This window comes from Pelovirga sp. C15f (assembly GCF_057178085.1).
In genome coordinates, this window is record NZ_JBXUCV010000001.1 from 681,476 (window position 1) to 695,544 (window position 14,069).

17 protein-coding genes are annotated in these 14,069 nt (G+C 51.6%); 2 read left to right on the forward strand and 15 right to left on the reverse strand.

Annotated elements, in window-relative coordinates:
• Position 1 precedes the first annotated feature (1 nt).
• The 14 genes from AC1931_RS03245 to AC1931_RS03310 form a co-directional block, all read right to left on the reverse strand.
• Entirely contained in the window at positions 2-649 is a 648-nt protein-coding gene (locus AC1931_RS03245) for a riboflavin synthase (protein ID WP_483875791.1), read from the reverse strand.
• Positions 634-1,758, reverse strand: a complete 1,125-nt coding sequence (gene ribD / locus AC1931_RS03250) for a bifunctional diaminohydroxyphosphoribosylaminopyrimidine deaminase/5-amino-6-(5-phosphoribosylamino)uracil reductase RibD (RefSeq protein WP_483875792.1) — start codon at positions 1,756-1,758, stop codon at positions 634-636. Before ribD ends, AC1931_RS03245 begins: the two co-directional genes overlap by 16 nt.
• A gap of 192 nt (positions 1,759-1,950) precedes the next feature.
• On the reverse strand, positions 1,951-2,415 hold the full coding sequence (nrdR, locus tag AC1931_RS03255; RefSeq protein ID WP_483875793.1) for a transcriptional regulator NrdR: 465 nt from the start codon (positions 2,413-2,415) through the stop codon (positions 1,951-1,953).
• The gene (locus AC1931_RS03260) at positions 2,412-2,870 is read right to left on the reverse strand and encodes a deoxycytidylate deaminase (RefSeq protein WP_483875794.1); all 459 of its coding nucleotides are present in this window, start codon (positions 2,868-2,870) and stop codon (positions 2,412-2,414) included. Before AC1931_RS03260 ends, nrdR begins: the two co-directional genes overlap by 4 nt.
• Before the next feature lie 4 nt (positions 2,871-2,874).
• Positions 2,875-4,128 (reverse strand): serine hydroxymethyltransferase, encoded by a 1,254-nt coding sequence (gene glyA / locus AC1931_RS03265; RefSeq protein WP_483875795.1) that lies wholly within the window; start codon positions 4,126-4,128, stop codon positions 2,875-2,877.
• Positions 4,129-4,277: 149 nt separating this feature from the next.
• Positions 4,278-4,709, reverse strand: a complete 432-nt coding sequence (gene rpiB / locus AC1931_RS03270; RefSeq protein ID WP_483875796.1) for a ribose 5-phosphate isomerase B — start codon at positions 4,707-4,709, stop codon at positions 4,278-4,280.
• Positions 4,710-4,721: 12 nt separating this feature from the next.
• Entirely contained in the window at positions 4,722-5,954 is a 1,233-nt protein-coding gene (gene fabF, locus AC1931_RS03275; RefSeq protein WP_483875797.1) for a beta-ketoacyl-ACP synthase II, read from the reverse strand.
• A 110-nt stretch (positions 5,955-6,064) separates the two neighbouring features.
• The gene (acpP, locus tag AC1931_RS03280; RefSeq protein ID WP_483875798.1) at positions 6,065-6,298 is read right to left on the reverse strand and encodes an acyl carrier protein; all 234 of its coding nucleotides are present in this window, start codon (positions 6,296-6,298) and stop codon (positions 6,065-6,067) included.
• 52 nt (positions 6,299-6,350) lie between these two features.
• Entirely contained in the window at positions 6,351-7,091 is a 741-nt protein-coding gene (gene fabG, locus AC1931_RS03285; protein ID WP_483875799.1) for a 3-oxoacyl-[acyl-carrier-protein] reductase, read from the reverse strand.
• Positions 7,092-7,135: 44 nt separating this feature from the next.
• Entirely contained in the window at positions 7,136-8,056 is a 921-nt protein-coding gene (gene fabD, locus AC1931_RS03290; RefSeq protein ID WP_483875800.1) for an ACP S-malonyltransferase, read from the reverse strand.
• Between the two features lie 25 nt (positions 8,057-8,081).
• The gene (locus AC1931_RS03295; protein ID WP_483875801.1) at positions 8,082-9,062 is read right to left on the reverse strand and encodes a beta-ketoacyl-ACP synthase III; all 981 of its coding nucleotides are present in this window, start codon (positions 9,060-9,062) and stop codon (positions 8,082-8,084) included.
• Positions 9,063-9,087: 25 nt separating this feature from the next.
• The gene (plsX, locus tag AC1931_RS03300) at positions 9,088-10,077 is read right to left on the reverse strand and encodes a phosphate acyltransferase PlsX (RefSeq protein WP_483875802.1); all 990 of its coding nucleotides are present in this window, start codon (positions 10,075-10,077) and stop codon (positions 9,088-9,090) included.
• A gap of 17 nt (positions 10,078-10,094) precedes the next feature.
• Positions 10,095-10,277 carry a 50S ribosomal protein L32 gene (rpmF, locus tag AC1931_RS03305; RefSeq protein ID WP_483875803.1) on the reverse strand — a complete coding sequence of 61 codons (183 nt, stop codon included), beginning with the start codon at positions 10,275-10,277 and terminating at the stop codon, positions 10,095-10,097.
• A 77-nt stretch (positions 10,278-10,354) separates the two neighbouring features.
• Positions 10,355-10,897, reverse strand: a complete 543-nt coding sequence (locus AC1931_RS03310; protein ID WP_483875804.1) for a YceD family protein — start codon at positions 10,895-10,897, stop codon at positions 10,355-10,357.
• Between the two features lie 190 nt (positions 10,898-11,087).
• Here AC1931_RS03310 and AC1931_RS03315 point away from each other — a divergent pair, with 190 nt between their 5' ends.
• Together AC1931_RS03315 and AC1931_RS03320 are read left to right on the forward strand one after the other, a co-directional pair.
• Positions 11,088-11,822 carry a MazG family protein gene (locus AC1931_RS03315; RefSeq protein ID WP_483875805.1) on the forward strand — a complete coding sequence of 245 codons (735 nt, stop codon included), beginning with the start codon at positions 11,088-11,090 and terminating at the stop codon, positions 11,820-11,822.
• A 231-nt stretch (positions 11,823-12,053) separates the two neighbouring features.
• Positions 12,054-12,446, forward strand: a complete 393-nt coding sequence (locus tag AC1931_RS03320; RefSeq protein ID WP_483875806.1) for an FxsA family protein — start codon at positions 12,054-12,056, stop codon at positions 12,444-12,446.
• On the opposite strand, the gene murJ is transcribed toward AC1931_RS03320, so the two are convergent.
• Positions 12,443-14,035: a murein biosynthesis integral membrane protein MurJ gene (gene murJ, locus AC1931_RS03325; protein ID WP_483875807.1), complete on the reverse strand. Its 1,593-nt coding sequence runs from the start codon at positions 14,033-14,035 to the stop codon at positions 12,443-12,445. The genes AC1931_RS03320 and murJ overlap by 4 nt on opposite strands.
• Between the last annotated feature and the right edge of the window lie 34 nt (positions 14,036-14,069).

Here is a 14,069-nt window from a genome sequence, read left to right on the forward strand (position 1 = left end):
CTCATACAAACCCGTTTTTAGCAAGAAACTCACGGTTCAATGAACCACCGGTGGCCCCTGACGGCAGAGTCACAAAACGTTCAACATATCGGCCGATCAGATCGGTTTCAATATTGACGGCATCACCAACGCGCCGCTCTTTTAAACAGGTCTGCTCAAGGGAATGGGGAATCACCATAATGCTGAAACGGTCAGTAAACACCTGATTGACAGTTAAACTAACGCCATCGATGGCTACCGAGCCCTTGGCGACGATATAACGTAGCGACGTCGCACAAACAGCGAACTCAAAATAGACTGAATTATGTTCTTTACGCATTTGCCGCACCGTACCAACAGTGTCAACATGACCGGCCACCAGATGGCCTCCAAGGCGGTCACAAAGGCGCAGGGCCCGTTCCAGATTGACAGCTGTACGCGGCGACAGTGCACCTAAAGTCGTTGTCCGCAAGGTTTCCGGCGAGACATCGAGGGTGAAGCTGTCGCGATCCCAGCCGGTGACAGTGAGACAAACACCATTGACGGCAATACTTTCCCCCAGGCACAGATCATCATGCACCAGGGAGCTGGCAATCCGCAAACGGCCGGAATCCCCACCACCTTCCAGGCTGCGAACCTGGCCGATCGCCTGTATCAGTCCAGTAAACATGTCTGTACCTTTGCTCTGATCAACAGATCACTCCCCGATGTTTCGTGACGTACATCTTCCAACATGGCGCTATCAGCCATCAGGGTTGCTCCAGCGCCGGCAAACAAACCAGTGGTCGGGCAGCCGCCAACCAGTCTTGGCGCCATAAACACCATCAGTTCATCAATCAAACAGGCTTTCCACGCTGCTGTCGCCAGGGTGCTGCCACCTTCAAGGAGCAGATGTTGAATATGGCGACGCCCGAGTTCATCCCACAAGGCCAGAAGATTGACGCGGCCTTCGTGGTCCACAGGCAGCACCAGCACCTCTGCACCTGCAGCCGTTAAGGCGTTGATCCGTCCCCGATCATTACAACAGGTGGCGATCAGGGTTGCTGCAGCAGAAGACTGGGTCAGCATCTTTGCCTGCAGCGGAAAACGTAAGCGGCTATCGACGACAACACGCAACGGATCACGCGTGATTTCATGCGGCAAACGTACATTGAGCAGTGGATTATCCTTAAGAACCGTTTCAATCCCCACCATAATGGCTTCTACGCGGTTACGCAAGCGATGTACCCGCAAACGACTTTCCTCACAAGAAATCCAGCGCGAATCTCCCACCGCGGTAGCCGTATGGCCATCCAGGGTCATGGCCGCTTTATAGATCGTCCAGGGGTGGCCGCTGCGCAGATGCTTGCTGAAACCGGCAATCAGTTCTGCCGCCTGATCCCGACACAAACCGACTTCAACAGCGATGCCGGCCTCGCGCAGGAGTGTGATACCGGCTCCGGAAACGCGTGGATCAGGATCAACGATGGCAACAAAAACGCGCTTTATACCGGCAGCGATCAGAGCTCGGGCACAAGGAGGCGTGCGGCCGGTATGGGAACAGGGTTCGAGAGTGACATAGATATCCGCGCCCTGCGCTTTTGCGCCGGCCTGTTCAAGGGCATAGACTTCAGCATGGGGCATGCCGGCTTTGGGATGGAACCCTTCACCGACAACCTGACCGTCCTTGACAATCACTGCTCCGACCGAGGGATTTGGCGCAGTGCGCCCCCTTCCCTTCTCGGCCAGTTCAAGGGCTCGTAGCATAAATGTTTGATGGGAAGATGTAGAGTCAGTCATGGTGTTTGGGGCTTTTTTGCCAGGGAAAACATTTAAACAAAAAACTACCCTTTTTGATGCTTTCGTTCGCTGGCTATGCAAAAGGCGCTAAATGCAAGGCGCGCGATTATTGTACTATAATGTGTACTTATGTACGTCGAAGCAGTGAAATAAGCGCAGCAACGCAGCAGTTCGCGAGTTTTTGCGACGCCATCACCCTTTGCCGGAGTTTTTAAGCAAGTCAGTGAGTTCATTCATGAACTCATTGATATCCTTGAATTGACGATATACCGAAGCAAAACGTACATAGGCTACCTCGTCGGTAGCGTGCAAGGCATCCATCACCGCTTCGCCGATCAGACTGGCAGAAATTTCCTTGTCCCCGCACTCCTGAAAATGCCGCTCCAGCTGATCCACCAGGGCTTCAATCTGCTCCATGGAGACCGGCCGTTTTTCGCAAGCGCGCTGCATGCCGGAAACAATCTTGGCACGGTCAAAGGGTTCACGGCGACCATCTTTTTTGATGACGTAAGGCAGGATCTCCTCCACCCGCTCATAGGTGGTAAAGCGTCGTTCGCACGATGGACACTCGCGTCGGCGACGAACGTTGTTGCCATCCTTACCAAGGCGCGAATCAACCACCCGGGTATCTTCATGACCGCAAAAAGGGCATTTCATGTGGTACTGTCCGGTTGATAATGATGAAAACGGATTCCGGCCTCACCGAGCATCTCCAGCGACAACTGATCGGGATAGCCCCGGCCATAGATAATTTCAGCGACCCCGGCATTGATGAGCATTTTGCTGCAGATAATACAGGGAGAATCAGTGCAGTAAAGAGTCGCATCGGTAATATTGGTGCCGTGGCGAGCCGCCTGAATAATGGCATTCTGCTCCGCATGCAGACCGCGACAGAGTTCATGACGCTCACCGGAAGGGACTTTTAACTGATCACGCAAACAGCCGGTAACATCACAATGGGTGATGCCGGTAGGTACCCCATTATAGCCGGTCGCCAGAATATTTCGATCTTTTACCAGCATGGCACCAACCTGACGGCGCATACAGGTGGATCGGGTTGCTACCAACTGGGTAATTTGCATGAAATATTCATCCCAATCCGGACGCACCATTTTTTTATCCAAGCCGCTGAGGATAGAGGGGGAAGGATTGACACAACTGTTTGACCTCAGCTCTGATTTCAGAAAGTACGTCAGGATTATCGCTGTTTTTCAGGGCTCTATCAATCCACTCCGCGACCTGTTCCATCTCTTTTTCTGTCAAACCACGGGTGGTGGTAGCCGGAGTACCGAGACGGATTCCACTGGTCACAAAAGGAGAACGGGTGTCAAAGGGGACGGCATTTTTGTTGACTGTGATCCCGGCATGTTCGAGGGTTGCTTCGGCAACCTTACCGGTCATTTCAGTTCCACTGAAATCGACCAGCATCAGATGATTGTCGGTACCTCCGGACACCAGATTGTAACCACGCGCCACCAGACCAGCGGCCAGGGCCCTGGCATTTTTCACCACCTGGATCGCGTAGGTTTTGAATTCGGGCTGTAACGCCTCTTTAAAAGCGACCGCTTTAGCAGCAATGACATGCATCAGTGGGCCACCCTGGATGCCGGGAAAAATCAGGCTATTGAGTTTTTTCCCCCACTCTTCAGTGCACAGAATTAAACCACCACGGGGGCCACGCAGAGTTTTATGGGTCGTTGACGTGACAAAATCAGCATAGGGAACCGGATTCTGGTGAACACCGGCTGCAACCAGCCCGGCAATATGCGCCATATCAACCATCACCAGCGCCCCAACCTCATCGGCAATCCGGCGAAATGCGGGGAAATCAATCTCACGGGGATACGCACTGGCACCAACGACAATCAGCTTGGGCCGGTGTTCATGGGCCAGGCGCTCGACCTCGTCATAATCAATGGTCCCGGTTTCAGCCTTTACTCCGTAGGCAACGATATTGTAGAGCTTGCCGGAGAAGTTCACCGGCGAACCGTGAGTCAAATGTCCACCATGGGCCAGGTTCATCCCCAGCACCGTATCTCCCGGTGCGCAGGTGGCCATATAGACAGCCATATTGGCCTGGGATCCGGAATGGGCCTGGACATTGGCATGCTCGGCACCAAACAGTTGCTTCGCGCGATCAATGGCCAACTGTTCAGCCACATCGACAAACTCACAGCCGCCATAGTAGCGTTTGCCGGGGTAGCCTTCAGCATATTTATTGGTCAATACCGACCCCTGCGCTTCCAGCACGGCTTCACTGACAAAGTTTTCCGAAGCGATAAACTCAAGGCTGTATTCCTGCCGGGCGACTTCCTGCTCAACAACCTTTGCGATATCAGGGTCAACCGTTGCCAATCTATCTGCTGTCATGCTTACTCTCCTGTTAAAAAAGAACGCACTGCAAAAACCCTTTAAAACATCATCAATCCGGTCTGGCTTGACGCCAGGATGTGCCCGGCCACAAACAAAAAACGGAGCCGTTAACCGCTCCGCATAGATCGAGACAGCAAACCATACCCTTACTCCAGCGCGGCAATTTTATCCAACCGCTGCTGGTGACGGCCGCCCTCATAGCGTGCTGTCAACCAGATATTGACTAACCGCAAACCCTTCTCAGTAGAGAGTACGCGACCACCTAAAACAAGAATATTGGCATCGTTATGCTCTGCAGCCATCTGCGCGGTGAACTCGTCATGAACCAGTGCCGCACGAATCCCGGGGATCTTGTTGGCAGAAATCGACATGCCGATTCCGGTTCCACAAACAAGGATCCCGGCCTTTGCGACACCGGAAGCAACTGCCGTGGCGACCTTCTCGGCAAAGTCGGGATAATCCACCGAAGCCGTATCATCGGTACCGAGATCAGTACATTCGATCTGCTGCTCGCGCAATGATGCAACAATCGCGTTTTTCAGATCCAACCCACCGTGGTCGCTGGCTATAGCAATCATCGAAAAAAACTCCTAGATTTTCTTAAAAGCCAGGGTCGCGTTGGTACCACCAAAACCGAACGAATTGGAGATGGCCGCCTGACAGGAGATTTCCCTGGCTGTATTGGGGATGTAATCAAGATCACACTCGGGATCTGCCTCCTGTTGATTGATCGTCGGCGGCAGGACCCCGCGATCGAGGGCTAGAGCGGTATAAACCGCCTCCATGCCGCCGGCAGCACCGAGGCCATGACCGGTCATACTCTTGGTTGAACTGATCATTACCTTATCGGCGTAAGATCCGAAAACCGTTTTTATTGCCATGGTTTCGTAGAGATCATTGAAATAGGTTGATGTGCCGTGGGCATTGATGTAGCCGATCTGTTCAGGATGAAGACCGGCGTTGCGCAGGGCCATCTTAATGCACCGGGCAGCGCCTTCACCACCGGGAGATGGCTGGGTCAAATGATGAGCATCGCTGGTCAAACCATAGCCAACCACCTCACAATAAATTTTTGCGCCGCGCTTTTTAGCTGATTCATATTCTTCCAGCAACATCACACCGGCACCTTCAGACATAACAAACCCATCACGATTTTTATCGAAGGGACGGCTCGCTGCCTGGGGATCGTCGTTACGGCTAGAAAGGGCCTTCATCACATTAAAGCCGCCAATCGCCAGCGGGGTAATAGTCGATTCAGCACCGCCGGCAAACATGGCATCAGCATCGCCACGAGCGATCATGTGATAGGCATCGCCAATCGAGTGAGTACCAGTAGCACAGGCAGAAACGGACGACAGGTTTGGACCCTTGGCACCGAAGCGCATGGAAATCTGCCCGGCAACCAGGTTGATGATGACCACAGGAATAAAAAAGGGCGAAATCTTTTTATAACCACGCTCAAGCATCACCTGGTGGTAGTGCTCAATGGCCGGCAAGCCCCCAAGACCGGAACCAACCAGCACACCGACCATCTCTGCGTTGTCTTCAGTGATTTCGTAACCGGAATCTTCATAAGCCATGGTGGCCGCAGCAAGCCCATACTGGATAAAGAGATCCATCTTCTTGATCTCTTTTTTATCAATATAGTCTTCGGGATTGAAGTCCTTGACTTCGCCGGCGATCTGGGTGGCAAGCTCGGAAGCATCAAATCGGGTGATGGGTCCAATGCCTGATTGACCATTGGTTACGGCCGTCCAGTTTTTTTCAACACCGGTTCCCAGGGCAGATACTATTCCCAGACCGGTCACCACAACTCTACGCATAAATCAACTCTCTTTAACCAAATAATTTTGTTTTGGTTCAGGTAAAGATTGAAGCGCCTGAATAAATAACGGGCTGAGGACGACCTGATCGTTCTCAGCCCGTCGCAACATCAGGAAAGCTTGCTGATATAGTCGATCGCATCCTTGACAGTCTGGATCTTTTCAGCATCTTCATCGGAAATTTCGACGTCAAATTCTTCTTCAAGGGCCATGACCAGCTCAACGGTATCAAGCGAGTCAGCACCAAGGTCATCCATGAAAGCAGCATCTTCAGTGACCTGATCTTCATCTACACCCAGCTGCTCAGCAACAATCTGTTTTACTCTTTCTTCAATCGAAGCCATTTTATGTTTCTCCTTTGTTATGTCGGCCTGTTGCAGACCATTTTGTGTTTATTTACATGTACATTCCACCATTGACGCCAATGACCTGACCGGTAATGTAGCCGGCCTGATCCGACGCCAGAAATACCACGGTTGCTGCTATATCATCAACATGCCCGAGACGCTCCAGGGGAATCTGACTAGTCAATTCCGTACGTTGCTGTTCAGTCAGAAATTCGGTCATATCGGTCTGGATAAAACCGGGAGCAACAGCGTTGACAGTAATCTGACGTTTGGCCAGTTCACGGGCATTGGATCTGGTTAAGCCATGGAGACCGGCCTTGCTGGCACAATAGTTGGCCTGACCGGGGTTCCCCATCTGTCCAACAACAGAAGAGATATTAATAATGCGGCCGCTGCGCTGCTTGGTCATCAGTCGGGCAACGCCACGTGTACACAAAAAAGCGCCCTTGAGGTTGATATCGAGAACGGCATCCCAATCATCTTCCTTCATCCTCAATATCAAACCATCACGTGTAACCCCCGCATTATTAACAAGAATATCAATCCTTCCAAAGCGTTCTTTAGCGCTAGCAACCAGTCGCTCGACATCATCGGCCCGGGAGATATCAGCGCCGATGCCGAGGGCCTGGGTCCCAGCCTGTTCGAGCTCGGCTGCCACCTCGGCAGCTTTATCAGCCTGGGTCCCAACCACAACCAGGTGCGCCCCCTGCCCCGCCAGGGCCAGCGCAACCGCGCGCCCGATACCGCGAGTAGCACCGGTGACAATTGCGATTTTATCCTTTAACAGCATGCGTCCATCTCCTCGACTGTTTGCATCCAGCTTAGCACAACACATCAGAGCTGCAGGCGCTTTAAACTTTCTACATCGCCAACCTGATCCAGGGTCGCACCACGCTGAATCCGCTTGATTAAACCGGTTAATACCTTGCCTGGACCAACCTCAAGGTAACGATCGACCCCCTGCTCAGCACAATGCTCGATCGACGCATCCCAACGCACCGGCGCACACACCTGTTTGATCAGCAGCGACTTGACCCGCTCAGGATCGTCACAAAAGGTCGCCTCAACGTTGGTAACCACCGGAAAGGCAAATGGGGCCACCGCAACCGTGGTCAGGGCCTGTTCCAGACGCTGCGCAGCTGGAGCCATCAGCGTACAATGAAACGGAGCGCTGACCGGCAGTTTCAGGGCACGTTTGGCGCCGCGCTCACTGGCCAGAACGATGGCACGCTCAACCGCAGACGCATGACCGGCAATCACCACCTGACCCGGCGAATTAAAATTAGCCGGTGCAACTACTTCCCCGTGAGCGGCATCATGACACAGTTGTTCCAATGCCTCTCCTTCAAGTCCCAGGATCGCAGCCATTGCACCAACACCGACGGGCACCGCTTCCTGCATGAAAATTCCGCGTTGTCGTACGATGGTCAGGGCATCAGCAAAAGAAAGAACACCAGCAGCTACCAGGGCGGAATATTCACCGAGGGAATGGCCGGCAGCGTAGGCCGGCTCAAGTTCCACTTCCTGACGCAAAACACGCAGGGTGGCAATACTGACCGCCAGAATCGCCGGTTGGGTATTGGCAGTAAGCTTCAGATCCTCTTCCGAGCCGGCAAAACACAGTTGCGCAAGGTCAAAGCCCAACACATCATTAGCTTCTTCAAAAAGCTGCCTGGCCAGAGCAAAGTTCTGAGCCAGATCTTTGCCCATACCTGAATATTGCGACCCTTGGCCAGGGAACACCAGTGTCAACATTATCTTAAATTCCTGTCATGTAGAATTACACCCAGCGCAGCAAGGCCGAGGCCCAGGTAAAGCCACCACCGAAAGCTGCCGACAACACCAGATCACCCGAATTAATCAAGCCTTGACGATTGGCCTCATCCAGTGCAACCGGAATGGTAGCACCCGAGGTATTACCATATTTATGCACATTGATATAGGTCTGTTCGTCTTTTAAGTGTAATCGTTTTGCAGTCGCTTCGAGAATTCGGCGATTGGCCTGATGGGGCACGAACAACTTCACATCCTCGTGGGTAAAGCCATTGCTTTCAAGAGCTTCGATCGATACCTCGGTCAGGGAGCGAACCGCAACCTTGAAAACTTCATTTCCCTGCATCTTCAAGAACTGCAGACGCGAATCAACACCGGCTGTCGATGCAGGATGCTTGGCACCAAAACCCGGCTGGTACAGGAGCTCAAGGTAGTTTCCATCGGAATGCAGGTGACAGGAGAGGATACCGGCATCATCAGCACCGGCTTCCACCACAACGGCTCCGGCACCATCGCCAAAAAGAACACAGGTATTTCGATCGGTCCAGTCTATCGAACGACTCAGGGTTTCAGCGCCAATCACCAGAGCTTTAGTGCCATGGCCACAACGAATATAATCGTTGGCACAGGACAGGGCGTACAAAAAACCGCTGCAGGCTGCTGACACATCATAGGCAAAAGCTTTTTTGGCGCCAAGTTTGGCCTGAACAATACAGGCGGTTGCCGGCCAGGGGTAGTCCCCGGTGATGGTCCCGACAATGATCAGGTCGATCTGGTCAGCTCTGACACCGGCCATTTCCAAGGCACGCTCAGCGGCCATAACCGCCATATCAGAGGTACATTCATCATCCGCAGCAATTCGTCGTTCCTCGATACCAGTACGAGCCATGATCCACTCATTGTTGGTATCGACCATTTTTTCTAGATCGAGGTTGGTGAGAATCTTTTCAGGCATATAGGATCCTGTACCGGTGATGCGTGCTCTCATGCCTGTACCTCCTGAAAAAAGCCTGTCATTGCTCAAATACCGTTGCCAATCGCTCAAAAAAGCCGCTCTGGGCATATTCACCGGCCTGGCGAATGGCAATACTCATAGCGACAGGATCAGAACTGCCATGACAGACAATCCCGGCGCCGGCAATTCCCAGCAACGGCGCGCCACCATATTCAGCCGGATTGATTCTATTCTTAAATGATTTGAAAGCCGGACGGCTAAGCAGATAACCGACCCTGGCCCAAAAACGGTTCTCGATCTCACGCTTGAGCATAGTGCCGATCGCCACAGCCAAACCTTCAGACACCTTGAGCAAGACATTGCCGACAAATCCGTCACACACCACCACGTCGACCGAACCGTTATAGACATCGCCGCCTTCAACGTAGCCACAATAATTCAACGGCGTTTCTTTTAACAACAGATGAGCCTCACGAGTTAACTCATTGCCTTTTTTTTCTTCGGCACCGTTTGACAGCAGACCAACCCGGGGCCTTGATTTGCCAAGGTGATGTTCAACATAAAGACTCCCCATCAGTGCGAATTGATAGAGATGAATTGGCTTGCAATCGACGTTAGCACCCATGTCAAGAACCATCGTCTGATCAGCCAGATTTGGAAGAGAGGTACCAATAGCCGGACGCTCAACGCCATTAACACGACCACAGACTAACATCCCGGCAGCCATAATCGCACCGGAATTGCCGGCGCTGACAACAGCCGTAGCTGAACCTGATTTCACCAGATCAAAAGCTACGCGGATAGAAGAGTCCTTTTTACGTCTTACCGCTGACGGTGAATCGTGCATACTGATAACGTCACTGGCATGATGAAGCTCTATGTGCAACCCACCGATGTCATGCTTGGCTAATTCCTGTTGTACCCGAGGAGTATCACCCACCAGAATGACCTGACATCCCCAGCGTCGACATGCGACAACGGCGCCGGCAACTTCGACTTCAGGAGAATTATCACCCCCCATGGCATCTACAGCTATTTTCTTCAACATGCCGGCGCCAGTTCAGGTCAGACGTTGTCGCTGCTGATAACTTCTTTTCCTTTATAAGTACCGCAACCGGAGCATACCCGATGGGGAAGCTTGGGTTCGTTGCAGTTTGGACAGGTGGAGATGCCCGGGGAGCTGATTGCATCATGAGCGCGGCGCATATTTTTTTTGGACTTTGAAGTCTTTTTCTTTGGAACAGCCATCTTATTCTCCTTGAATGGATGACACCGGCAGATGCCGGAGTGTTTTTATGTCAATAACCAACCAAAACAAACAAACCTTAATCAGCCTTGCCCTTTAATCGGGCCAGGGATTCAAACTTATTATTGAACACTTTTTTCTCACAACAACAATTCATCGTATTTAAATCAACACCACAAACCGGACATAAGCCCCGACATTCAGCAGAACACAAGGGGTGCATCGGCACCACCAACAGGAGTTGCTCCTGCACCGGGATCAGTAACTCCAGGCGATCCTCACGATAAGGGATCAATCCCAGCTCGTCAGGTTCAAGCTCCTGCTCAAGCGCCGGATCAGCCTGTTCCATTTCGGGCACAAAAGTCAGAGCAAAATCCTCTGACAATTCGTACTCAAAGGAACCCAGGCAGCAGCCACAGATCAATTCCAGCGTTGCCCCAATATGCCCGGCGACTTCGACCATACTGCCGGACTGGGAAAAACGTAAGTGCAGACAGATAGGGCCACGGTAAGCACTGTCACCAGTACTGGCCAGCTCCTGTAACTCCGGAAAATCTCGGGCAGCACAAGTGTAGTCTTGCTCCAGCTGTCCACCCTTGATATGTTTCAGTTCCAGCTGCACGACCACCCTCAAGGCAAAGGGAACAGTATAAAGGGAGAAGCATCCATGTCAAGACAAAAGACCTGCTCTCCCCCGCATTTATGGCGCTCTTGTCTAGCCTATCCCCGGCGGTTTTGCAAGGTTTTTTTACGCCTTATCAACCTTTACGGAATGGCTGATTCAGCACACATTCAACAAGGATGAACTACCCATGTCAGAGTCCCGAAGCCCGTCCACCTGTAACCATGACCTGTCACCCCTGGCCACTATCATGGCAACCCTGCGTGCTCCTCACGGCTGTCCATGGGATCGGCAACAGACCCCACGGAGTTTAAAGAGCTATATTCTTGAAGAAGCCTATGAACTCCTCGAAGCAATTGATCGTGGCAAGCCTGATAATATCTGTGATGAATTGGGAGATCTGCTCCTGCAGGTTGTTTTTCTTGCCCAGATATTCAGCGAACGCCGTGAGTTTAACTTGACCAATGTGATTGAGGGAATCTGTGCCAAGATGATACGGCGGCACCCTCATGTTTTTGCAGATGCCGACACAGATACGCACGCACAACGGTGGGAGCAGATTAAGCTACAGGAGCGTCTCGACAAGGGCCATTCACAACAACTGGCCCAACGCCTGCCCCCTTCACTACCAGCCCTCAAGCGCACCCAGAAGCTGATTGAAAAAACAGCAGCCTTCTCTGCCTTAGACCGGCTTGAACAACTGCACACCGGGCATAAAAAACTTGAACAAAGTATAGTCGATGCGTCCTGCCCTCGACCACAGACTGACGACATTATTGGTCAGTTGTTTTTCGATTTAACCGGTCTGGCGGCAGCGCTGGGATTAGATGCTGAAGATCTGTTACGGCAAAAAACAACAGCTGCAATTGCGAAAGCAGACGACCGAAATGCTGCTCTTGCCTTGTCAGATTTGACAAATTCCTGAAATCCTGTAACTTTTGCCGACATTCCACATCAGCCGTTGAAAACCTGTGGATAGTCCTGTTAATTGTAACCAAAGCCTAACAACAAGCGCTCCACCCTGCGTCTTGCACATTTTTTAGTCACTTATTTTATCAATATATTTCAGCTACTTAGGAGTTTGCAAAAAAACAGAAGAACAAATACCATATGATGGTAATGATTCATTTAATTTTTTTGATGAAAAGGTCTATGCATGTTTATAAAGCTGCTGATTCTGTTTACTTTTATCCCCATTCTGGAACTTATGGTGTTGATAGAAGCGGGGCGTCAGATTGGCGTCATATCTACTATCAGTCTGGTGATTCTGACCGGGATTGCCGGCGCGTTCCTTGCCCGTAGCCAGGGATTTGAACTCCTGACTCGCATTCAATCTGATTTACAGGCCGGACGGGTTCCAGCTGAAGAGCTGTTTGACGGAGCAATGATTCTGGCGGGTGGGGTTGTCCTGCTGACTCCCGGCTTCTGTACCGATCTGATCGGTTTTATGCTTCTGACTCCGACCACCAGGCACCATATCAAAAAATGGCTCCGGCAATGGGTTGAAAAAAAAGTAGCCCGTGGAGAAATTCAGTTCCGGCGCCATTAAGGATGTTCCATAGGCTGCTTGTCGCGTCGTAATTTTTTTCTGATCAGACGCAACAATTGATGAATCTCTTCAATTTTCAGCAACAGACAGCCGGCAGTAAAAACAACAATTCCCGATCCCACTGAAGAAGCCAGAATCAGCGCTTTATAGGCTGATGATCCGGATTGATTCCAGTCGACCAGCCCCAGCAGCAGCGAGACCAGGAGTGCCATCGGTAGACAAGCGATGATGATCCGGGCACTCTGGGTCAGCAGTTGTCTGGCCAACCTCAGGTTGAGTTTGCGCTGCAACAGGGTCAGTAGCGCTGCTGCGTTGAACAACGAAGCCAAAGTCAACGCCAAAGCCAATCCCATAAAACCGAGCCATTGCATGAATAGAATACCGGCGCCAAGGTTGGCAAGCAGTGTCCAGAACGAAACGATCACCGGCGTACGGGTATCCTGCATTGCATAAAAGGTTTGCGCGGCAATCCGGCTATAGCCGACAAATAGCAAGCCAGGAGCAAAACAGACTAACGCCAGGGCGCTGTTATCCATATCACTCAGACCAAACTCGCCGCCGAGAAAAAACAACGAGAGAATCGGCTTCGCACACAACATCAACCCGACCATGGCCGGCAGGGTTAACAGGGCAATCAGTGTCAGGGAAAAATTCAGCGACTGCTGCATCCCCTCTTGGTCACCATCAGCGACCTGCCGACTCATCATCGGCAGCACCGCCTGCGCCAGGGACACAACAAAAATCCCTTGCGGGAACTCAAACAAACGCTGCCCATAGTAGAGATAAGAAACACTGCCATCAGGCAAAAAAGAAGCCAGTAAACGGGAAACTACAATGTTTATTTGGTAAATCGCAACTCCGGCAATCCCCGGGAGCATGAGCAGAGCGATTTTTCTCAATTGCTCATCATGAAAAAAACGGAAATCGGGACGTAAACGAATGCGATAACGCAGCAAGACAGGAAACTGCAACAGCAGTTGCAGGACCCCACCCAACAGAACCCCGAGAGCCAAGCCGAATATGGGTCGCTGAAATAATTGGCCCATACTCAATGCCCCTAAAATCATCGCCAGATTTAGCAGCAGCGGAGAAAGTGAGGGAAGGAAAAAGTGACCACGAACATTAAGAATGCCGGTCAGTAGCGCCAGCAACGACACCAGTGCAATATAGGGGAACATGATCAGGTTGAGCTGATGGGTGAGTTCCAACTTTCCTTCAGTCTGACCAAAACCATAGCCGATAGCCTGAACAATCCATGGTGAACAGGATAGCCCCAATGCCACAATCACAAACATTACCAGCAGCAATAAGGAGGCACAGCGGTTAGCCAGCTGCTGTGCCTCCTCTTCACCACGGCGATGAAAGACCTCGGAAAAAACCGGCACAAAAGCTGCGGTCATTGAACCTTCAGCAAAGAATCTCCTGAGCAGATTAGGGATAGTAAAGGCCATAAAAAAGGCATCGGTTGTAACACCGGCACCAAAAATACGCGCTACAACCATATCCCTGATCAAACCGGATACCCGACTGATGGAGGTAGCGGCCGACATCACCAGGGTTGCTTCTACAAAGCGCTTCCTGCTTGGCATAAATAATATTTAATCCTTTTTTGAGTTCTACAAC